Here is a 21,171-nt window from a genome sequence, read left to right on the forward strand (position 1 = left end):
GATGGAAGAATCAGTAAAGCTATATCTGACCCTGACCTGTATCATACACTTCTGCAAGTACTTGCAACTGCGCATCGCAATGCGCCATTGGATCTTCCATGACCCGCACCTAAACCTGTGTCCGGCGCCGCCCGCCGCCGCGGACAACTTCAACCCGTTGCAGTTCGGCCCAACCCCCGGAGGTCCTGTGTCCGTGACGGCAACCCGAAGCGATGCACCACGCCCCGTCACCCGGAGGGTGCGCTGGCTCCGCTCCTCCCCTTTCCTGGGAATGCACCTGGCCTGCCTGGGGGTGTTCGCGGTGGTGGTGAGCTGGGCCGCGGCCGCGGCCTGCGCGGCGCTGTTCTTCGTCCGGCACCACCATCGTCACTCGGACCTGGTCACCGACGTCCACTCCCCCCCGCCCGCACGGCTTCTGGTGGAGCCACATGTTCTGGTTCACCACGGAGGCCAATTCCGACACCAATCTCAAGGCCGTGCCGGGGTTGCACACCAGCGGCCCGCAGATGCTGGCGTGGGCGTTCTTCGTTTCCACGGTGCTGCTCTACCACGCCGTCCACACCATCAACTCGCTGTCTCACCGGTTCGGGAATCAGCGCTACGAGACCGGCGACGACAGCCGCAACAACTTCTGGCTGGCGCTGCTCACCCTGGGCGAGGGCTGGCACAACAACCACCACCACTACCCGGCATCCACGAAGCAGGGGTTCTACTGGTGGGAGGTGGACGTGAGTTACTACATCTTGAAGGCGATGTCGTGGGTGGGACTGGTGTGGGATCTCAAGTCGCCCCCGCCACATATCCGCGACCGGGTGGCGCGGCTGGACCCGGAGCCGCCGCTGGTGGGAGAGTCCTTCCGCTAGGGCCCGGCGGGCCCGCTGGCGGGCGGGTCCTCCTGCCGGGGGCCGGCGGGCGCGCTGGCGGGCGGGTCCTCCTGCCGGGGGCCGGCGGAGCCGCCGGCGCCGGGCGCGAAACGGCGGAGCGCGGCGTCGAGCCCCGCCAGCATGTCGCGGCCCGAAGTGTGTCCCAGGTTGCACAACGCGGTCGCCGCGGAGTCCACCGCGGACGCTGCGAATCCGCTGGGAGCGGAGTCCACAGCGGACGCGACGCCCCCCCCGGGAGCGGATCCCGCGGCGGCGGCCAGCGCCTCCGCCATCCGGCAGAGCGGTTCGGGGTAGAGGCCCGCCGCGGCGGCGAGCAGCATCTGGGCGGACAACGGATGCGTGCGTGGCGTCCCGCGCCCCGGCTCCAGCGTGGTCCGCAGTTCTTCGACCAGTCCGGCACGATCCGCGCCGGCGGCCACCAGGGCCGCCCCCAGCAGGTCCAATCCGGCGAGCACCCCCACCAGCGCGTCGTCGCCCGAGGGTGTCAGTCCCACGCCCAGGCCCACCAGCGCCGCCAGTTCCCGGGCTCCGTCGCCATCCACGTACCGCCGGAGCCCGCGGCGCAGGGCGTCGCCGAACGGCCCGTGGGCCTCGGGACTTCCCCCGCCCGGAAGCAGGAAGGGCGCGGGGGCAAGCGCCGGCCGGATTTCGATCCGGAGTGCCTCCACCGCGGCGCCCGCAAGGTGCAGGCGGGTGGTCCCCGCCTGCAACACACCCTCCTCCAGCGTGAACTCCATCCCCACGGTGAACCGGGCGGGATCGAGCGACGCGCACACCGCCCACGGGTGCAGCGGCGCGTCGTCGGGCAACAGCGCCACGTACGGGCCGTGCTCCAGCTTCAGGTTGATCGCGCTCCGGTGCACCGAGGCCACCCGCCCGCGGCCCGGATGCGCGAACGCGCCGGCCGCAAGCGGCCCGGCGCGTATCGCGTTCCGCATTCCCAGCCTCTCCCCTAGCGCTTCTTCCCGTGCAGGTGGGCCGCCTTCGCCCCGGCGATGTCGCCCCACCGGGTCAGCTCGCACTTCTGCTTGGCCTTCATCAGCTCCGCGTGGCGGTCGTCGTCCACGAAGGCCACGATGCGCGAAATGCAGCTCTCCCCGTCCACAAGCCGCCACGGGAAGCAGCCCACGGTGCAGCGCTGGTTCAGCAACAGGTCGATGTCCCCGCCCAGGCACTCGGCGTGGATGATGCCGTGGTTGAACATCTCGATGTGCATCAGCTGGTACTTGGAGTCGTCGAAGTACTCCGCCAGCGGCATGCCGTACTTCTCGCGGAAGTGCTTGTCCGCCTGGCGCGCCTGTCGCGGCATCCAGTCGCGGATGATGGTGTTCATGGGATGGTCGGCGCTGCCGCAGTCCACGCCGATCCAGCGGATCTTCTTCCTCTTGGCCCACTCGGCGAACTCCCGGTCGGGCCCGGGGTGCTTCACCATGTAGGAGATCTCGTCGGCGGTGGGCTGGTCCCACCCGAAGTGGTGGTAGCCGGTGTGGATGATCAGGATGTCGCCTGCCTTCACCTCCACGCGATCCTCGACCATCTTCGAAGTGTAGATGTCGTAGTCGCCCACGGCGTCGGAGAGGTCCACCACCGCGGCGTCGTGCACCAGGTAGTCGAGCTGCAGCGCGGCCATGTCCTTGCCCGGGGTGTAGAAGTGGATCTCGCCGTCGAGATGTGTGCCCACGTGGTTGGAATGCGTGAGGATCTGGCCGTTGGCGCCGTTGGGCGCGAGCCGCTTGAAGTACTTCATCTGCAGCGGCTCGTAGGTGGGCCACGCCGGGGTGCCGATGCCGAGGGGAATGCTGAGGTCGATGAGCTTCATGGGTCCTCCGTTGTGGGACGCGCGCGCCGGGTGCGCGCGCTACGCCCCGATCGAATCGACGAAGGCGGCCAGCGCCTTGCGGAAACACTCGAATGGCGGCTTCACCAGGCCCGCGCCGACCATGCCGACGCCGGGCTCGCGGTGCGCGATGCCGGTGTTCACCACGGGCACCACGCCGGTGTCGCAGACCTTCAGCAGGTCAATCCCGGTGGCGGTGCCGCGGAAGTCCAGGACGGGGATCTTGTACGCCGGGTGCTCGGCCAGCGTGATGTCGTACATGCGCCGGGTGAAGGCCAGCGCCTGGGCCACGTTGCCGCCCACGAACTGCACGATGGCCGGCGCGGCCGCCATGGCCATCCCGCCCAGACCGGCGGTCTCGGTGATCACCGAGTCGCCGATGTCGGGCGCGGCGTCGGCGGCGGTGAAGCCCGGCAGGTACAGCCCCTCCACCATCGGCGCGGGGGCGGTGAACCAGCGGCCCGGGAGCGCCGACACCTGGACGCCGAAGTCGGTGCCGTTGCGCGCCATCACCGTGATCATGCTGCTCTTCGCGATTCCCGCGGCCGGGTCCAGCGAGCACTTGCTGGCGGCCATGGAGAGGTTGAGGAAGAAGTGGTCGTTGCCGTCCAGGAAGCGCAGCACCTCCGCCACGTCGCCGGCGGGAGCCTTGGCGCGCGCGAGGTGCGGGGCCAGGGTGCGGATCAGCAGCGAGGTGGCGGCGCGGTTGCGGTTGTGGACCTCGTCACCCATCTGAAGCGCCTGCGCGATGAGGCTGCGCACGTCCAGCGGGCCGTGCGAGGCCAGCGCCTGCGCCAGCAGCGGCTCCAGCACCCGCTCCATCCAGCGCAGCCGCTCGATCACCTCCGGCCCGTAGGCGCCGTAGCGCAGCACCTTTCCCAGGCCCTCGTTGAGCGTGGCGTAGGCGTGATTGCCGAAGGCCGTGTTGGAGAGGATCCACACCGGCATGGACGCCGTGACGATGCCCGCCATGGGGCCCACGGTGGCGTGATGGTGGCAGGGCTCGAAGGTGACGGCGCCCGAGGCGGCCAGCGAGGCGGCCTCCTCGGGGCTCTTCGCCAGGCCCTCGTAGACCAGCCCGCCCATCACCGCGCCGCGCGTCGGGCCGCTCATGCGGTTCCACTCCACCGGCGGCCCAGAGTGCAGCACCAGGTCCTTGCGCATCCCGGGCACCACGTCCAGTGCGCGGCCGATGCCCACCACCGTGGGCTTCGCGGCCAGCAGGCGCTCCACGGACTCGCGCGTGGCCTCCGCCACGTCGCGGCGGACCGCGCCGTCGGCGCCCATGCAGCGGTCCAGCGCCGCCAGCAGCTCCGGGTCTCCTCCGGCGGGCGGGCGCCAGTCCACGTCCACCGCCCGTCCCCCGGCGCGGCGCAGGTCGCTCGCGAACGACGCCAGGCCGACGTTGATCACGGACAGATCGGAAGAGAAGAGCCCCAGCAGCGGCCTGGTGTTCATTTCCCCGCCCCCGCGCCCGAAGCCAGCATCGCCGCGGCCAGCGCGGCCGCACTCCGGTTGTCGGCCTCCACGGTGATGCCTGCGGCTTCCAGGCGGCGGACCTGCGCGCCGAAGTCCTGGGGGTCCCCCGGCGTGCCCGTCACCGACGCCACCGCCACCAGCTCCCGGCCTCGTGCGGCCACGCGCGCGCGCTCCACGCCTTCGGCCAGCACGCCGGCGGGATCGGGGTGCGCGCCATAGCCCAGCACGCAGTCGAAGAGCAGCAGTCCGGTGGCGGGATCCTGCACTTCCAGCGCCAGGCGCTCATTGCGCAGCTCCGGCTCGATCATGGGGTGCGGGCGGCCGACGGTGAAGACGTCGTCGCCCAGGTCCAGCAATGCGTGGCCGGGCGCGAGTGCCGTGCCGTCCACGCGCAGGCCGCCCTTCTTGTGCAGGTTGGAGCGCACTTCGAGACCCGCGCGCGTGAGGATGACCAGCGCCTCCTGTCCGGTGGTGCCGCCGCAGAAGAGGGCGCGCAGCGCTGCGCCGGGCGCCAGCCGCGAGGCGAGCATGGCGATGCGCGCCGGGTCGGGGGCGGGAGGGGCGGCCCCCAGCCCCGGAGCGCCCGCCAGCCGGCACGCGGTGCGCGCCGCGCCGGAAAGGGAATCGGCGAAGTACAGGCCGCGGGCGGGATCGTCCGCGCGCGGCGAGTCTCCCACGAAGTGGACCACGCACGGCCTGGGGCTCGCCGTGAGCGCCGCGATCACCTGCTCCGCCACCGCGGCCGCGGGCGGCTTCGAGACCACCACCAGCACCGCGGTGGCGGGATCCGCCGAGAGCGCCGCGATGCCCAACAGCGTCATGGTGCCTCCCACCGCCTCGGAAAGGTCCCGCCCGCCGGTGCCGATCGCCTGCGACACGCCGCCGCCCAGGCGGTGAATGCAGCACGAGATTTCCTGGATGCCGGTTCCGGCGGCCCCCACGATGCCCACGGGCCCGCGGCGCACCGCGTTGGCGAACGCCAGCGGCATGCCGTTGAGGATCGCGGTGCCGCAGTCGGGCCCCATGACCAGCAGGCCCCGCGCGGCGCCCTCGCGCTTGAGCGCGATTTCATCCTCCAGCGGCACATTGTCGGAGAAGAGCATCACGTGACGGCCCAGCGCCAGCGCGCGCCGCGCCTCGCGGGCGGCGTGCGCGCCGGGCACGGAGATGAGCACCAGGTTGGATTCAGGGTGGGTCTTCAATGCGGCGGCGAGGGACGTGGGCCGGACTTCGGCGCCGGCGCCGCCGGCGCCGCCCGCGGGGGCCTGCTCGGCCTTCAGAAGCGCGTCCAGCCCGGCCTCCACCGCCGACAGGGTGTCCGCGCCGCCCTTCACCGCGATCAGCAGGTCGTTGGGGCCCGCGGAGGCCAGCGCCGGGCCCGCGTAGCCCAGCCCCTCGAGCAACTGCCGGTTATGCGGCGTGCCCATGGCCACCACGGCGTCCTCGACGCCCGCAAGCCCCTTCAGCGCCTGCGACAGGCGCATGAGCAGCACCGAGTCGTGGTAGCTGTCCTTGCGGACCAGGACGTATGCGCCCAATTCCCCGCCTCCCGTACCGGCGGTCGCCCGCCGTCGGTCAGGCATTCATGCCCGACCGGACCGCAGGTCAGGCAATCATGCCTGACCGGGCTGCAGGCCAGGCATGAATGCCTGCCCTGCGCGTCACAAGCCGGCCACTCCGGCTTCCTTCTTCTGTTTCGCGAGCTTCGGCTCCTGCGCCCGCTTCAGGCCCAGGTACACGCACTCGGGATCCAGCGGCAGCTCGAAGAACTCCACGCCGGTGGCGTTGGCCACGGCGTTGCCGATGGCGCTGGGCACCGAGATCATGGGGTGCTCGGCGATGCCGCGGGCGCCGTAGGGACCCTGCGGGTGGGGCGTCTCCACGAAGAACTGCTGCATCTCCGCGGGGATGTCCCTGGCGGTCGGGATCTTGTAGTCGGTGAACGAGTTGTTCACCAGCCGGCCGTCCTGGAACACGAACTTCTCGTTCACCGCCGAGCCCAGGCCCTGCACCACCCCGCCTACCACCTGCGTCTTGCACTGCTGGAGATTGAGCACCTTGCCGGCGTCGAAGGCGGACACGAACTTGTGCACCACGATGTGACCGGTGTCGGTGTCCACTTCCAGGTCCACGGCGTGCGCGCCGTAGGTCCAGTTGAGCGCCGGCAGGCCCTGGCCGGTCTCGGGGTCCAGGTTGGTGAGGCCGGTGGCGATATAGCGGCCCTTGCCGATCACCGGTCCGCCGATGCTGCTGCCGTCGGGATAGGTGTAGCCCAGCACGATGCGGCTGTAGTCGAGCGCCTTGTCGGGCCGGCCCCTGGCCCACACCTTCCCCCCCCCGCATTCCGTCTGGTCCACGGGCACGCGGAACACCTGCGCGGCCACTTCGCGGATCTGGTCCACGCACTCCCGGGCCGCCTGGATGATCGCGTTGCCGCCCATCACCGTGAAGCGGCTGGCCACCGTCTGCCAGTCGTAGGGGGTGTAGTCGGTGTCGGTCTCCCAGGGGATCTTGACCTTGTCCAGCGGCAGCTTCAGCTCGTCGGCGGCGATCTGGGCCAGGGTGGTGTAGGTGCCCTGCCCGTAGTCCACACCGGAGACCAGCACGTTGGCCGAGCCGTCGCCATTGAACAGGATGGTGGCCGAGCACGAGGTGAACGTGGGCATGGCGGGCGCCTTGTGCAGCATGGCCACGCCCTTGGCCCGCACCTTCCCGCTGCCCGGCTTCACCGGAGCCGCGGCGCGCTGCTTCGGGTCCCAGCCGATGGCCTCGGTCACCAGCCGCAGGCACTCGTCGGGGCGGCCGTGCCCCTCGGTCACCAGCTCGCCGGTGATGGTGGTCTCGCCCACGCGCAGGAGGTTCCTGCGCCGGAACTCCACCGGGTCCAGCCCCAGCGCCCGCGCCACCATGTCCATGTTGCGCTCGATCCCCCACAGCACTTCCAGGTGGCCGAAGCCGCGGTAGGCCGTGCCGAAGATCTTGTTGGTGTAGACCACCAGCGAGTCCAGCTTGCAGTTGGGCACCACGTAGGGGCCGGCGCCCGAGTAGGCCGCCGCGCGGCCGATGTTCACGCCGTAGTCGGCGTAGGCGCCCGCGTCCCACAGGTAGGTGATGTCCATGGCGGTGATGCGACCGTCCTTCGTGACGCCGGTCTTGACGGTGCTGTGCAGCCCCTGCCGCGAGGGCAGCGTGTTGAACTCTTCCTCGCGCGTGGCCACGATCTTCACCGGGCGTCCGCCGGCCGCCTTCGACAGGCAGTACACCAGCGGCTCGAGGTGGATGCCCGCCTTGCCGCCGAACCCGCCGCCCACGTAGGGCACCTTCACGCGCACCTTATTGAGCGGCATGCCGAAGGTGTGGCAGAACAGGTAGCGCACCGCGAACGGCGACTGCGCCGAGGTGATGATCTCCACCTCGCCGTCGGCGCGCGCGGTGGCGATGGCGGTGTGCGTCTCCATGGGCACGTGCTGCACCGGCGGGTTCTGGAAGCGGAACTCGAACACGCGGTCGGCGACCGCGAAACCCTGCTCCACGTCGCCCTTGCGGATCTTCTGGTGGTGGGCGATGTTGCGGCCCGGCTGTGGGAAGAACACGCCCTTCATCCACGAGTACTTGTCGAGCTCGGGATGCACCTGCGGCGCCCCCTCGCGCAGGGAGGCCTGCACGTCCAGCAGCGGCTCCAGCGGCTCGTACTCCACCTCGATGGCGGCGCACGCGGCGCGCGCCTGCTCCAACGTCTCGGCGGCCACCGCGGCCACGGCCTCGCCGTGGTGGCGGACCCGGCCGCGGGCCAGGATGTCCTTGTCCTCCATGTACAGGCCGACCTTGTACGGCAGGTCCTCCCCGGTGAGCACCGCCTTCACCCCCGGCATGGCGCGGGCCTTCGACGTGTCCATCCGGCGGATGCGCGCGGAGGCCTGCGTGGAGGTGAGGATGCGCGCGTGCAGCATCCCCTGCACCGTGAGGTCATGCACGAAGGTCGCGGAGCCGGTGACCTTGGCCACCGCGTCCACGCGCGCGGCGCCCGTGCCCACGTAGGGAGCCGCCGGCGCCGGCGCGGCTTTGTAGCCGCCCTTCGCCACCGCCTCCACCGCCTCGGCGATGGGCTCGTAGCCGGTGCACCGGCACAGGTTGCCGGACAGCGCTTCCAGGATTTCGTCCCGGGTCGGGTGCGGGTTCGCCTCCAGCAGCGCACGGGCGGAATTCAGCATCCCGGGGGTGCAGAAGCCGCACTGGATGGCGCCGAAGTCCACGAATGCCTGCTGCAGGTCGGTGAGCAGCCCCGCCCCGCGGTTGGCGCCCTCCGCGGTCTCGATCACCGCGCCGTCGGCTTCCGCGGCCAGCACCATGCAGGAGTTCACCGGGTGGCCGTCCATGAGCACCGTGCACGCGCCGCATTCGCCGATGCCGCAGCCCAGCTTGACGCTGTGCCGGTGCAGATCGCCCTTGAGCAGCTCCAGCAGCGTGCGCTCCGCGGGCACTTCCAGCGTGGAGGCCTCGCCGTTCACGGTCAGGGTGATGGTGCGCGTGCTCATGACGCCCTCCCCCCGGCCAGCAGCCGCCGCGCCAGGCGGCGGCACAGCACCGCGGCCATGTCCCGCCGGTACTCGGCGGAGGCGCGCACGTCGTCAATGGGGCAGATGAACTCCAGGGCCAGCGCGGCCAGCCGCGCGCCCACCTCCGCGGGATCGGAGGTGGAGGGGTCCACGCCGGTGAGCGGCGGCGTGGCCATCGGCGTGATGCCGCAACTTCCGATCGCCACCCGGATGGAGCGGGCCGTCGCGTCGAACACCGCCGCTGCGTTGACCAGCGCCAGGTCGTGCCCGTACACGCGCTTGATCTTGTCGAAGGCGCTGCGCGTTCCCGGCGCGGGCCGGGGCACCACGATGGCGGTGACCAGCTCGTCGGGCCCGAGCGAGGTCCGCTTCACGCCCACGAACAGGTCCGACGAGCCCACCTCGCGGGCGCCCTTCGTGCCGGCGACACGCAGGCGCGCGCCCAGCACCAGCAGCGGCGGCGCGGTGTCCATGCACGGCGAGGCGTTCACCAGGTTGCCACCCACGGTGGCGCGCCAGCGCACCTGGATGGAGCCGATGGCCTCCGCGCCCTCGGCCAGCGCCGGGAACGTGGCGCGGATGCGCCCGTCCTCGGCCACGCGCTGCACCGGCACGCACGCGCCCAGCACCAGGTCGCCCCCGGGCGTCCACTCCACGTCGGTCAGCCCGGGGACGCGCTTGACGTCCACCAGCAACTCGGGGGTGGCCTTGCCGGCCCGCAGTGCGACCATCAGGTCGGTGCCCCCGGCCAGCACCCGGGCCCTGCCGGGCGAGGCCGCCAGCAGCGCGGTCGCCTGCTCCAGCGTGTCGGGGCGCTCGTAACGGAAGCTGCTCATCGTCTCTCTCCTCGCGCGAGGCGTGGCCGGGATCAGGCCTCGGTGAACACCAGGCCGGTCACGTCCCGTCCGCCGATGTCGCGGACCTTGCCCAGGCCGGCGCGGACCCGGGCACCCAGCTCCGGCTCGGCGATGTGGAGCCTCCCGAGCGCGCGCACGCCCATGTCCAGCTCCACGATGCCCAGCGTGATATACAGGTCTTCGTAGTCCAGCGGCAGCGCGTAGACGCGGGTGAAGGTCAACAGCGTGCCCTCCCCCTCGATCGGCACGCCGTCAAAGCCCGTGCCCCGGCACGCGGGGCAGGTGAAGTGCGTCGGGTAGGACAGCTTGCCGCAGTTGCGGCACTTCGCAGCGAGCACGCCCGCGGCCATGTCACAGCCCTCCCTTCAGCACGGTGGCCAGCACGTTGTTGCCGAACCCGCCGAAGTTCACGGCGAGGCCGGTCTTCGGCTGGTTGGGGACCTGGTAGTCGCCGGCTTCGCCGCGCAACTGGTTCACCAGCTCCACGATCTGCGACACGCCGGTGGCCCCCACCGGGTGGCCGCGCGCCTTCAGGCCTCCCGACGGGTTGATGGGCATCTGCCCGCCGATCTTCGTTTCGCCGCGCTCCAGCGCCCTGAAGCCCTGGCCCCGGGGGAACAGGCCCGCCTCTTCGCTCTCGGCGATCTCGAGGATGGTGAAGGCGTCGTGCAGCTCCGCCACGTCAATGTCCTTGGCCGTCACTCCGGCCATCGCGTAAGCCCTGGAGGCGGCGGTGCGCACCGCGGTGAGCTCGGTGGGATCGGGCCGCTCGTGGACCGCGTGGGTGTCGGTGGCCTGGCCGAGCCCGGCCACCCGGACCGGCTTGCCGCGGAAGTCCTTGGCCATGGCCGCCGGGACCAGCAGCAGCGCCGCGGCCCCGTCGCTCACCGGGCAGCAGTCGAAGAAGCGCAGCGGGTCGGCAATCCAGGGGTTGTTGTTCAGCGCGTCCGGGCCCGTGAGGATGCCCTCCATGCTGACCGCGGTGCGCAGGTGCGCCTTCTTGTTCAACAACCCGTTGGCGTGGTTCTTGATGGCCACCATCGCCAGGTGCCGCGGCTCGAGGCCGTGCTTGTGCATGTACAGGCGTGTGAACATGCCCGCCAGCGCGGGCAGCGTCACGCCGTAGGGGTACTCGGCGTAGCGGTGCGAGAGGTACGAGACGAACTCGGTGGACTCGAAATTGTTGACCTCCTGCATCCGCTCGCCGCCGCACACCAGCACCACGTCGCACAGCCCGGAGGCCACCGACTGGAACCCGATCTTGAGCGCGGAGGCTCCGGACGCGGGCCCGTTCTCCACGGTCTCGGCGGCGGCCGGGTACAGGTTCAGCCGGTCCACCAGCGCGCTGGCGACGCCCGCCTGCTTGTTGTTGCGCACCGCGCCCATGTTGGCCACCACCACCGCGTCCACCTTGCGCTCGCCCAGGCCGGCGTCCTGCATGGCGTCGTGCGAGGCCTCGCACATCATCTTGAGCAGGCTCCACTGGGCCCTGCCGAACTGGGTGGCCCCGGCGCCGACGATCGCGACGTCCCTCATATGCGGGCCTCCAGCGTGTGGTCAATCTGGACCAGCATGGTCTTCAGGTCGGGCTCGCGGAGCGGGTGGGAGGCCGCCAGCAACTCCGCGGACACCGGCCGCACGCCGGTCACCAGGCGCTCCTTGGCGGCGAAGTAGGTCTTGCGCGTGAGCACCCAGGAGGGCGCCCCGCCCAGCTCGTGCTGGATCTCGAACTTCTGGTCCAGGGGGTACTCGATCATCCAGCGGCGGTGCCCGATGGGGCTCTCGGCCACGATCCAGACCTCGTCCTGGCCCAGGTACTCGATGTGGTGCTCCATCTTCGAGGCGAACAGGTGCGCGCCCACGCGCAGCCCGCGCTTGAGGGTCAGGGTGTGGTAGCTGATGCCGTGCTGCTCGTCGTACATGCGCCCGTTGACGATGCCGGCCAGCACGCCGTCAATCACGCCCACCAGGCAGTACTCGTTGCGCACGCGCTCGCGCCACCAGCCGAGCAGCTCGGAGAACAGCCGCGCCGAGACCACGTCGTAGAAGTCGCGGTCCAGCCACGTGAGCGGCTGGATGTACTTCAGCATGGCCGGCACCTCGTCCTTGGCGGCCTGGCGCACCACCATCACCTCGCCGCTGGCCAGGGTGATCGCCTTGGGCGGGTACGGAGCCATGGGCAACACGGGCGGCCTCAGCATGGCCTCGAGCTGATCAATCATCCCTGCCTCCTTCGCTGACAGATAACCGCCAGCATCCCAATGGTTTGCGTGAGTCCAGCACGCCGGCCGGAAAACCGAAAGCCCCACGAGGGCAGAGCCTCACGGGGCTTCCGGGAATCCCGGCGTCGCAGCGCACGCGGCCATGAACCACCCAATCCCCCGCGCCTCCCACAGGCCTCGATTCTACAGGCCCCGGGCCGCCCGTTCAACGGGGATGTGGGCGGGCGGAGCTACCTGGCCACGGCCACCTTCCGCGTGGCCGCGGCGCCGGCCGCGCCCAGCCGGTAGAAGTACAGCCCGGACGCGACCGGCTGGCCGGTGGCGTCGGCGCCGTCCCAGGCGACGCTGTGCCGGCCGGCGTCATACGGCCGGTCCGCCAGGCGGCGCACCAGTCGGCCCGCGGCGTCATAGACCTCCGCCCGCACCGCCCCCGCGCGCGGCAGCTCGAAGCTGAGGCTGGAACCGCGCAGCGAGGGATTGGGGGCCGGCAGGTCCACCCGGAACGCCCGCAGCCCGGCCGAGGGCGCGGCCACCGTGATGGACGGCCCGGGGCTCAGGACATTGAGCGCGCTGGTGGAGCCGGACATGCCGCCAAACGTCCCGCCGGGCGAGCCGATGAAGTCAATCCGGTAGGTGATGTCGAAGAAGCTGTTCACCGCCCAGTGCCCGCCCGGCTGGGTCCAGAGCGTGGTGTGGCCCGGGGACGGCATGCCGAAGCCGCTGCCGCCGGTGATGCGCAGCAGGTCGAAATCCGGATCGCCCGGCGGCAGTTGGCCCTGGAGCATGAACATGTCGGTGTCGAACTCCTGGGGCGTGGTCCCGGCCCCCTGAGGGCCGGAGTGGGTGGTGCCCTGCATGGGCACGGTGAGCGAGCGGGAGTATCCGCCGTACAGCCCGGTGCCGGTGAGCTGCACCGTCAGCATCCCGGTCCACTGCTGGTAGTTCCCTCCCAGGGAGCCACCCGGGCCTTCGGAGAAGACCACGATGTTGGTGAGCGACATGTCGGCCTGGATGTGGGAGCCGGACGGCAGCCCGCTGACGATGAACAGCGACTGCGGGCGCCCCCGATGACCGGTGGGGCAGTCGGGCGGGAAGCTGGCGGTGCCGGTGCCGTTGTCGGGCATCACGCAGTCCTGCGGGAACGGCCGGCCGGTCTCGAAGCGTTCCATGGAGGTGAGGCTGCCCGAGTAGCCTCCCAGGGGCCCGCCCGGGTGGCCAACGAAGTCGATGCGATAGGTGATGTCGAAAAAGCTGTCCACGGCCCAGCGGCCGGTGGGCTGGCGGTGCAGCGTGGTGTGGCCCGGGCTGGGCATCCCGTAGGACGAGCCCGCGGTGATGCGCAGCAGGTCGAAGTCGGGATCCCCCGGAGGCAGCTGGCCCTGCAGGAAGGCCAGGTCGGTCGGGAAGCCCTGGTCCATGACCCCGTAGTTCGGAGGGCCGATCCCCGTCTGTCCGCTCACCCCGATGGGGATGACACGGTGGTACGAGGACAGCGAGCCGGTGCCGTAGACTTCGAGCACCACCTTGGCGTTGAAGTCCTCCTGCTCCCAGCCCAGCGAGCCGCCCCCCGGGGTGATCAGCGTCAGCAAGGGGCTGGTGATCGAAATCCGGGCCCGCAGGACGTCGCCGGAGAGCGGCGCCACCTCGCACAGCGCCCGGCCGGGCAGGCTCTGGTAGCCCCCCGGACAGTCGGGCGGGAACTGGATGCTGCCCACGCCGTTGTCGCTGACGATGCCGACCACGCGCTCCGGGCGGCCCTCGTGGAAGCGGTCCTCGGCGACGGTGGAGCCGGACATGCCGCCGAACGTGCCGCCGGGGTGGCCCACGAAGTCCACCCGGTAGGTGATGTCGAAGAAGCTGTCCACGGTCCAGTCGCCGCCCGGCTGCCGGGTCAGCGTGGTGTGGCCCGGGCTGGGCATCCCGAAGCCGGAGCCGGCGGTGATGCGCAGCAGGTCGAAGTCCGGATCGCCCGGCGGGAGCTGGCCCTGGAGCATGAACATGTCGGTGTCGAAGCTCTGGGGCATGGTGCCGGGCACGCGCGGTCCGCAGTGGGCCTCCCCGGTCAGCGGGATGGTCACGCTGCGGGAGAACCCGGCGAAGGCACCGGTGCCGTGCATCACCAGCACCAGGTCCGCGGTATACGTGGCCGTCTCGCCACCCAACGTCCCGCCGGGCCCGCTGGAGCCGATCACCACGTTGCGGAGACTCAGCGTGCCCAGGACCGGCTCGCCCGGCGGCAGTCCGTTGAGCATCACCACCGCCTCGGGCCGGGAGTTGTAGCCGCCGTTGGTGTGGAGGAACTCGGGGCTTCCGGCGCCGTTGTCGGGCACGTAGCACAGGTTGCGCGTGGCCGCGCCGGCGGAACCGGGAGCCAGGGCGAGGAGTATCAGGAGCATGGAGGCGGCCAGCGCGCCCAGGGGCGCGCGGGCACCCGGGGAGGCGCCGACGCGGGGTCGGAGGCGGCGTGAAAGGGTGCTCATGGGGACGGTTCCTCCGCGGCCAGGCGTGGGGACAGGGCCGCGCCCCGGGGCGCGGGAGCGCACCTCGGGGGCGGCGACACCGATGGAAGCGAGCGGCAAACTGCTCTCGAAAAGCGGCCGGGAATTCGCTGCGGGACATGAATCCGGAGAGTTGGGCCCCCCGGGGCAACCGGCCCCGGCGAGCGTGGAATAACGTGAACCAATTATAGTCCGATCCCGGAGGATTCTCAACTGTAACGGGTGGGCGGTTCCATCCAAAGCGGCCCGCCCGGGCTCATTTTGCCGCCCAGCAGTTCGCCTCCGCGCTTGCCGATACTCCCACGGAGTGCGAAGATGCAGCCTTCACCCGGACAGGACTGGGCCGACCCGGTCCCGCGCGCCAAACGCGGGCGGGTTGGAGCATTTCCCGCCGGTGACGGGCGGGGCGCCGGAGACTACTCGTGGCGCCGCCCGATACCCGAAGCAGCCGATGCATGAAAGGAGCGAACCTTGGGGTCGAGAGCCTCGAAGAGTGCCATCCGAGCCATCCGCGACTGGGCCGTGACCGAAGGGCACCGGGCACCGAAGAGTGAAGCCAGGCCGGAGGAGTTTGGCAGCCTGGTGTTCAACGACGCCGTCCAGCGCTCGCGCCTGCCCAAGCCCGTGTACGAGGCCCTGCGCCGCACCGTGACCCGGGGCGAGGCGCTGGACCTGGGCGTGGCCGACGCGGTGGCCGCCGCCATGAAGGACTGGGCGGTGGAGCACGGCGCGACGCACTACACCCACTGGTTCCAGCCGATGACCGGCATCACCGCCGAGAAGCACGACTCCTTCCTCTCGCCCACCGGCGACGGCCGGGCGGTGGCGGAGTTCAGCGGGCGCGAGCTGATCCAGGGCGAGCCCGACGCGTCCAGCTTCCCCTCCGGCGGCATGCGCTCCACCTTCGAGGCCCGCGGCTACACCGCGTGGGACCCCACCAGCCCGCCGTGGCTGCTGCAGAGCCCCAACGGCTCCACGCTGGTGATCCCCACCGCGTTCGTGAGCTGGACGGGCGAGGCGCTGGACAAGAAGACGCCGCTGCTGCGCTCGCAGGAAGCGGTCTCCACGCACGCGGTGCGCATCCTCAAGGTGTTCGGCTCGAAGGGCCGCCGCGTGGTCACCACCTGCGGGCCCGAGCAGGAGTACTTCCTCATTGACCGCTACTTCTATCTCAGCCGCCCGGACCTGGGCATGGCCGGCCGCACCCTGTTCGGCGCCAAGCCGCCCAAGGGCCAGGAGATGGAGGACCAGTACTTCGGGCACATCCCGGAGCGGGTGCTGGCGTGCATGATGGAGGCGGAGCGCGAGCTGTACCGCGTGGGCGTGCCGGTGAAGACGCGCCACAACGAGGTGGCGCCCAGCCAGTACGAGGTGGCCCCCATCTTCGAGAACGCCAACGTGGCCACCGATCACCAGTTGATGACCATGGAGGCGCTGCGCCGAGCGGCCCCCAAGTACGGTCTCGCGGTGCTGTTCCACGAGAAGCCCTTCGCCGGCGTGAACGGCTCCGGCAAGCACCTCAACTGGAGCATGGCCGACGACCGCGGCAACAACCTGCTGAGCCCCGGCGAGAGCCCGCACGACAACATCCAGTTCCTGGTGTTCGTGGCCGCGGTGCTGCGGGCCATCAACAAGTTCCAGGGACTGCTGCGCGCCAGCATCGCCAGCGCCGGCAACGATCACCGGCTGGGCGCCAACGAGGCGCCGCCGGCCATCCTGTCGGTGTTCCTGGGCGACATGCTCACCGACATCTTCGAGCAGATCGAGAAGGGCAGCGCCAAGTCCACCAAGCAGGGCGGCCTGCTGGAGACCGGCGTGAAGGTGCTGCCGCGCCTGCCGCGCGACGCCGGCGACCGCAACCGCACCAGCCCGTTCGCCTTCACCGGCAACAAGTTCGAGTTCCGCGCGGTGTCGTCGAACCAGAGCATCGGCTTCCCCAACATCGCGCTCAACCTGGCGGTGGCCGAGTCGCTGGACGTCATCGCCACGGAACTGGAGACCAAGGTGGCCGCGGGCGGCAAGCTCGAGGACGCCGTGGGCGCCACGCTCACGCGGCTCATCAAGGAGAACAAGCGGATCATCTTCAACGGCAACGGCTACGCCCAGGAATGGCAGGACGAGGCCGCCCGCCGCGGGCTGCTGAACCTGCGCAACACGGTGGACGCCCTGCCCGAGCTGGTCGCCCCGGAGGTGCTGCAGGCCTTCGAGAAGTACAAGGTCCTGAACGAGCGCGAAATGCGCGCCCGCTACGACATCTTCGTGGAGGCCTACAACAAGACGCTCAACATCGAGGGCCAGGTGATGGTCTCGATGGCCGGGCGCTACATCCTGCCCGCGGCGCTGGAGTACCAGGAGCGCCTGGCGCGGACCGTGACGGCCTCGAAGGAGGCCGGCGTGGAGTGCGGCGAGGGCCGCAAGCTGCTGGAGACGCTGTGCGGAGAGGTGTGCGAGTTCAAGCGCCGCACCGACGCGCTGCTGAAGCTGCTGGACCACAACGGCGACGCGCCGGACGCCCACGCGAAGCACTTCCGCGACAAGGTGGTGCCCGCCATGAACGCCCTGCGCGAGAGCGGCGACAAGCTGGAGAACATCGTCCCCAGCGAGTTGTGGCCGCTGCCGACGTACCGGGAGATGTTGTTCCTGAAGTAGTTCATGCGTGGGATTGAAGCGGGCGCCCCGGGCATCAGGTCCGGGGCGCCCTTTCGATTCGGGGGGTTCCTATTGGGGAGGCTCCTGTTTCCGGAGGGGCTGCACTTCGGGTCCGTCCGAGGGTCGCGGCTTCCCCTCCGCATCCGTCGAGGCGCTCGCGGTCGAGCCGCCCTGGGCGCCCGGCGGGGCGGCCTTCCCCAAATCTTCGCTCTTCCCCTCGTCCTCGTGCAGCACCCGCAGCGCCGGCGTGTCCAGGTCGTCGAACTGGCCCCTCCGCGCGGCCCACGCGAAGGCGATCACCGCCGCCAGGACCACGATCAGCGCGAGGGGCAGCACCACGAAGAGCGCGCTCACAACCGCTCCTCCTTCGCGAGGGTCTCGACGGTCGCGGCGCCCCCCGCGCCCGTTCGATCCGAGGGCCCGGACCGCTTCCCCTCGAAGGTCCTCGACAGCCACGACGAGGCCACCACGGTGAGCGAGCTCGCCGGCATGGCCACCGCCGCGATCAGCGGGTTGATCACACCGGCCACCGCCAGCACCGTGCCGGCCACGTTGTAGCCCAGGGAGAACAGCACGTTGAGGCGTATCACGCCCAGGACCCGGCGCGATCCTTCCACGAGCTCCACCAGCCCCGCCACGCCGGGACGGGCCAGGTACACGTCCGCGGCGGCCAGGCACGCCTCCGCGCCTCCGTGCACGCCCACGCCCACGGAGGCGCGGGCGATGGCCGCGGCGTCGTTCACGCCGTCGCCCACCATCACCACGCGCCCGCGCGCCTCGGCCGCTTCGATCACGCGCAGCTTCTCCTCCGGCGTGGCGCCGCCGCGGCATTCCCCGGGCGCAAAGCCCAGTTCGCGGCCCACCGCGGCCACCACGTCGGGGTGGTCGCCGGAGAGCAGGCGCAGCTTCCATCCGATCCCGCGCAGGCGCGTCAGCGAGGCCGCGGCGTCGGCGCGCACCCGGTCGCCGAAGCCGGCCCGGGCGGCGAGGCGGCCGTCCACGCACACCCAGACGGGCGTGAGCCCGGTTGCCGCGCCGGCGGTGTCGCATGCGAGGGAGCCCATCGGGGCACCGGTCGGGCCTCCCGCCAGTACGACCGCGGCCTGCGCGACTTCTGATGCGGAGCCCACGCCTCCGGGCCCGGCCTCCCCACCCAACCCCGCCCGCTCGTGCGCGAACTTGGGCGAGCCCACCACCACGCGCCGCCCGTCCACCTCGCCCTCGATGCCGCCGCCCGCGGTGTGCGTGACCCGCGCGGCCGTGGCCGGCACCACTCCGGCCCAGGCCTCGGCGAAGCCGGCCGCGATGGGGTGCGCCGAGTGGCGCTCGAGCGCCAGCACCAGCGGGCGCAGTTCCGCGGGGCCGTCCCAGGCGACCAGCGTGGTGCGGCCCTCGGTCACGGTGCCGGTCTTGTCCAGGTACAGCGTGCCGGGCCGGCCCAGCAACTCGAGCACCGAACCACCCTTCACCAGCACCCCTGAGCGCGCCGCGCGCCCGATGCCCACGGTGATGGCCAGCGGAGTGGCCAGCGCCAGCGCGCACGGACAGGTGACGATGAGCAGCGCGATGGCGTTGTCCACCGCGTCCGCGGGCTTCCAGCGCAGCCAGAGGAGGAACGTCACCGCCGCCAGCGCCAGCACCACCGCCACGAATCCGCCCGCCAGGCGGTCGGCCAGCATCACCACCGGCGCGCGGCGGTTCGCGGCGGCCTCCACCTCGCGCAGGATCTGGCCCACCCGCGTGGCCTCGCCGGCGCGCTCCACGCGCACCTCCAGGGGCGCGGTGCGGTTGAGCGTGCCGGCGAACACTTGCCCGCCGGGGGTCACGTCCACCGGGCGCGTCTCGCCGGTGAGCAGCGAGAGGTCCACCTCGGAGGCCCCCGCGGTCACCACGCCGTCGGCGGGCACGGTGTCGCCCGGGCGCACCTCCAGCGTCATGCCCGGCAGCAGCGCCTCGGTGGGCACGTCGCGCGTGAGGCCGCCCTCGAGCACGCGGGCGGTGCCCGGCGAGAGCGAGTACATGAGCTCCGCCGAGTCGGCCGCCGCGCGATGGGCGCGCTGTTGCAGGAAGCGGCCCACCAGCAGCAGGAAGATCAGCATCGCCACGCCGTCGAAGTAGATGGGCCCGCGGGCGGTCACGGTGTTGATCGCGCCCCGGGTAAAACCCGCGCCCAGCGCCAGCGCGATGGGCAGGTCCATGTGCAGCGTGCGCGAGCGCACCGAGCTCCACGCGCCGCGGAAGAAGAGCCGGCCGGGACCGAACACCGAGGGCGCGGTGAGCAGCAGGCTGATCCAGCGGAAGTACTGTTCGTAGGTCTTCTCCATGCCGCTGAACCAGCCGCTGTAGAGCGCCACCGCGAGCATCATCACGTTGCCCGCGATGGCCCCGGCCACGCCGATGCGCACCAGCATGGCCCGGTCCTCCGCGCGGCGCAGGCCTTCCGCGCCCACGCCGCGGCAGGGCCGCGGGCGGTAGCCCCGCGAGTCCAGGAAGCGCGCCACCTCGGAGAGCGGCGCGCGCGTGCCGTCCCACACCAGGCGCACCAGCGAGCGGCCCACGTCCAGTTCCGCGCCGGCCACGCCGGGCACCGCCAGGTGCACGCGCTCCACCAGCCACACGCACGAGGCGCAGTGGACACCCTCCAGGTACAGGCTGGTCTCGGAGGCCCCGTCGGCGCGGCGGCGCACGTACAGGTCGCGGAAGGAAGGGTGGTCGAACTCCTCGAAGCGGCGCCCGGTGGGACGCACCGCCGCCTCGCGCCGCGCGCTGTCCGCGGGCGCCGGCCCGAGCTCGATGGCGACCCCGGTCCAGTGCAGAACGTGCCACGACAAGCACGATCCAAAAAAGCTGCTCCAGCCCGCTCTCGTGAATGATGGCGTAGGCGGTGCGGCAGCCGTGGCAGCAGAACTGCGGCCCCTCACCCGCGGTGAGCAGGCCCCGGGGTACGGGCAGGCCGCAATGGGTGCAGTCCACGGGATCGGAGGGGGCGGGCGCGCGCCTCACCGGTGGGTCTGCTCACAGCAGTCGGTCTTCGGCGACCCGGTCATGAGACCCGGGCGCAGCTTGCCGGCCATCGTGAGCAGCCCCAGCACCACCAGCAGGCCGGCGGTGGCCACGGGCAGGTGGCGGCGCAGCGGGCCCAGCGCGCGCTGGGCGACGAGGCCGAGCCCGGTCATCACCGGCACGGTGCCGGCCCAGAACACCGCCATGGCCAGCGCGCCCATCCAGGGCGAGCCGGTGCCGGCCGCGATGGCCACGTAGGCGTACAGGAACCCGCACGGAAGCAGGGTGGAGAGCAGCCCCAGCGCCAGGGCGCGCAGTTCCGGCGGTTGCTCGCGCAGCCCGCGCAGCGCCGCGGCGACCGGGCCGCGGGCGGTCTCCCCCAGCCCGCCCGGGAGGCGCACGCCCAGGGCGCGCAACAGCGCGGCGCCGCCCCAGGCCACCATCAGGGCGCCGGCCAGGATGGCCGCGCCCCGGCTGATGCCCACGGTGGCGCCGAGCCGCTCCACGCGTGCACCCACCAGTCCGGCGATGGCGCCCAGCGCCGTGTACGATACCAGCCGCCCGCCGTTGTAGGCCGCGTGCGCCAGCCACCGGCTCCGCCCGCTTTCCTGGCCGGAGTAGAAGCACACGAACCCGCCGCACATGGCCGCACAGTGGGGGCTGCCCAGCAGCGCGGAGGCCAGGACGGTGCTCACCAGCGCCAGCATCGGTTCACCTCGCCAGGTCGCGGCGCAGGGAGGTCACGAAGCGCTCCGCGCCGCGGCTCGCCTCGAAGCGCAATTCCCACATGCCCGGGTGGCGGAACGGCACGCGGGCGGCGTAGCCGCCGCCCGTCCCGCCCAGCACCACGCGCACGTGACGCGAGGCGTCCAGGTTGTGGATCGCCTCCAGGCTCACGTGCGCGCCGCGCACCGGGCGGCCGTCGCGGTCGAGCAGCGTGACCGCCAGCTCCGCCGAGCCGTCGTCGCCCAGCGGGCCGGGCCGCGCATCGAGCGTCCAGCCCAGCCGTTCGCTGCCCGCGCGCAGCGCCTGCGTGGAATCCCACCCCAGCGACTTGTGATAGTAGTCCGGCTCCACGACGGCCCCGTTGGGCTCGTCCGCGACCCGGTAGGCCCAGGCGTAAAATCCGACCAGCGCCAGCAGCGCCACCACGATTGCCGCGGGCCACAACCGCGCCGCGTTCACC

At 71.6% G+C, this 21,171-nt stretch carries 15 protein-coding genes and 2 pseudogenes; 2 read left to right on the forward strand and 15 right to left on the reverse strand.

Features of this window, described 5'->3' with window-relative positions; translation table 11 throughout:
* Window positions 1-79: 79 nt before the first annotated feature.
* A pseudogene (locus tag HZB25_06435) lies at window positions 80-863 on the forward strand (acyl-CoA desaturase).
* Here HZB25_06435 and HZB25_06440 read toward each other — a convergent pair.
* From HZB25_06440 to HZB25_06485, 10 genes are all read right to left on the reverse strand, one after another.
* Window positions 860-1,822, reverse strand: a complete 963-nt coding sequence (locus HZB25_06440; GenBank protein MBI5836862.1) for a DUF2877 domain-containing protein — start codon at window positions 1,820-1,822, stop codon at window positions 860-862. The pseudogene HZB25_06435 and the gene HZB25_06440 overlap by 4 nt on opposite strands.
* Before the next feature lie 14 nt (window positions 1,823-1,836).
* A complete protein-coding gene (locus HZB25_06445) occupies window positions 1,837-2,703 on the reverse strand; it encodes a cyclase family protein (GenBank protein MBI5836863.1) in 867 nt (288 codons plus the stop codon).
* A gap of 39 nt (window positions 2,704-2,742) precedes the next feature.
* Window positions 2,743-4,179, reverse strand: a complete 1,437-nt coding sequence (locus HZB25_06450) for a DUF1116 domain-containing protein (protein MBI5836864.1) — start codon at window positions 4,177-4,179, stop codon at window positions 2,743-2,745.
* On the reverse strand, window positions 4,176-5,738 hold the full coding sequence (gene fdrA / locus HZB25_06455; GenBank protein MBI5836865.1) for an acyl-CoA synthetase FdrA: 1,563 nt from the start codon (window positions 5,736-5,738) through the stop codon (window positions 4,176-4,178). Before fdrA ends, HZB25_06450 begins: the two co-directional genes overlap by 4 nt.
* A 123-nt stretch (window positions 5,739-5,861) precedes the next feature.
* On the reverse strand, window positions 5,862-8,735 hold the full coding sequence (locus HZB25_06460; protein MBI5836866.1) for a molybdopterin-dependent oxidoreductase: 2,874 nt from the start codon (window positions 8,733-8,735) through the stop codon (window positions 5,862-5,864).
* Complete coding sequence (locus tag HZB25_06465; GenBank protein MBI5836867.1) at window positions 8,732-9,592, reverse strand: xanthine dehydrogenase family protein subunit M; 861 nt, start codon at window positions 9,590-9,592, stop codon at window positions 8,732-8,734. Before HZB25_06465 ends, HZB25_06460 begins: the two co-directional genes overlap by 4 nt.
* 32 nt (window positions 9,593-9,624) lie before the next feature.
* Complete coding sequence (locus HZB25_06470) at window positions 9,625-9,963, reverse strand: OB-fold domain-containing protein (GenBank protein MBI5836868.1); 339 nt, start codon at window positions 9,961-9,963, stop codon at window positions 9,625-9,627.
* Between the two features lies 1 nt (window position 9,964).
* The gene (locus tag HZB25_06475; GenBank protein ID MBI5836869.1) at window positions 9,965-11,149 is read right to left on the reverse strand and encodes an acetyl-CoA acetyltransferase; all 1,185 of its coding nucleotides are present in this window, start codon (window positions 11,147-11,149) and stop codon (window positions 9,965-9,967) included.
* Window positions 11,146-11,835, reverse strand: coding sequence for a hypothetical protein (locus HZB25_06480; GenBank protein ID MBI5836870.1), 690 nt, complete (start codon window positions 11,833-11,835; stop codon window positions 11,146-11,148). The genes HZB25_06475 and HZB25_06480 overlap by 4 nt, the downstream gene beginning before the upstream one ends.
* A 230-nt stretch (window positions 11,836-12,065) precedes the next feature.
* Complete coding sequence (locus HZB25_06485; GenBank protein ID MBI5836871.1) at window positions 12,066-14,315, reverse strand: T9SS type A sorting domain-containing protein; 2,250 nt, start codon at window positions 14,313-14,315, stop codon at window positions 12,066-12,068.
* 489 nt (window positions 14,316-14,804) lie between these two features.
* Here HZB25_06485 and HZB25_06490 point away from each other — a divergent pair, with 489 nt between their 5' ends.
* Window positions 14,805-16,982, forward strand: a complete 2,178-nt coding sequence (locus tag HZB25_06490) for a glutamine synthetase III (protein MBI5836872.1) — start codon at window positions 14,805-14,807, stop codon at window positions 16,980-16,982.
* A 69-nt stretch (window positions 16,983-17,051) separates the two neighbouring features.
* Here the strand turns inward: HZB25_06490 and ccoS are convergent, their stop codons facing one another.
* The 5 genes and pseudogenes from ccoS to HZB25_06515 all read right to left on the reverse strand — a co-directional run bounded on the left by ccoS (window position 17,052) and on the right by HZB25_06515 (window position 21,170).
* Window positions 17,052-17,438, reverse strand: coding sequence for a cbb3-type cytochrome oxidase assembly protein CcoS (gene ccoS, locus HZB25_06495; protein MBI5836873.1), 387 nt, complete (start codon window positions 17,436-17,438; stop codon window positions 17,052-17,054).
* Complete coding sequence (locus tag HZB25_06500) at window positions 17,333-19,813, reverse strand: cation-translocating P-type ATPase (GenBank protein MBI5836874.1); 2,481 nt, start codon at window positions 19,811-19,813, stop codon at window positions 17,333-17,335. Before HZB25_06500 ends, ccoS begins: the two co-directional genes overlap by 106 nt.
* Before the next feature lie 10 nt (window positions 19,814-19,823).
* Window positions 19,824-19,985: pseudogene (locus tag HZB25_06505) on the reverse strand (heavy metal translocating P-type ATPase metal-binding domain-containing protein).
* A complete protein-coding gene (locus tag HZB25_06510) occupies window positions 19,982-20,692 on the reverse strand; it encodes a sulfite exporter TauE/SafE family protein (GenBank protein MBI5836875.1) in 711 nt (236 codons plus the stop codon). The pseudogene HZB25_06505 and the gene HZB25_06510 overlap by 4 nt, the downstream one beginning before the upstream one ends.
* 4 nt (window positions 20,693-20,696) lie before the next feature.
* Window positions 20,697-21,170: a FixH family protein gene (locus tag HZB25_06515; GenBank protein MBI5836876.1), complete on the reverse strand. Its 474-nt coding sequence runs from the start codon at window positions 21,168-21,170 to the stop codon at window positions 20,697-20,699.
* Between the last annotated feature and the right edge of the window lies 1 nt (window position 21,171).

This window comes from Candidatus Eisenbacteria bacterium, from assembly GCA_016235265.1.
Taxonomy (GTDB): Bacteria; Eisenbacteria; RBG-16-71-46; order RBG-16-71-46; family JACRLI01; genus JACRLI01.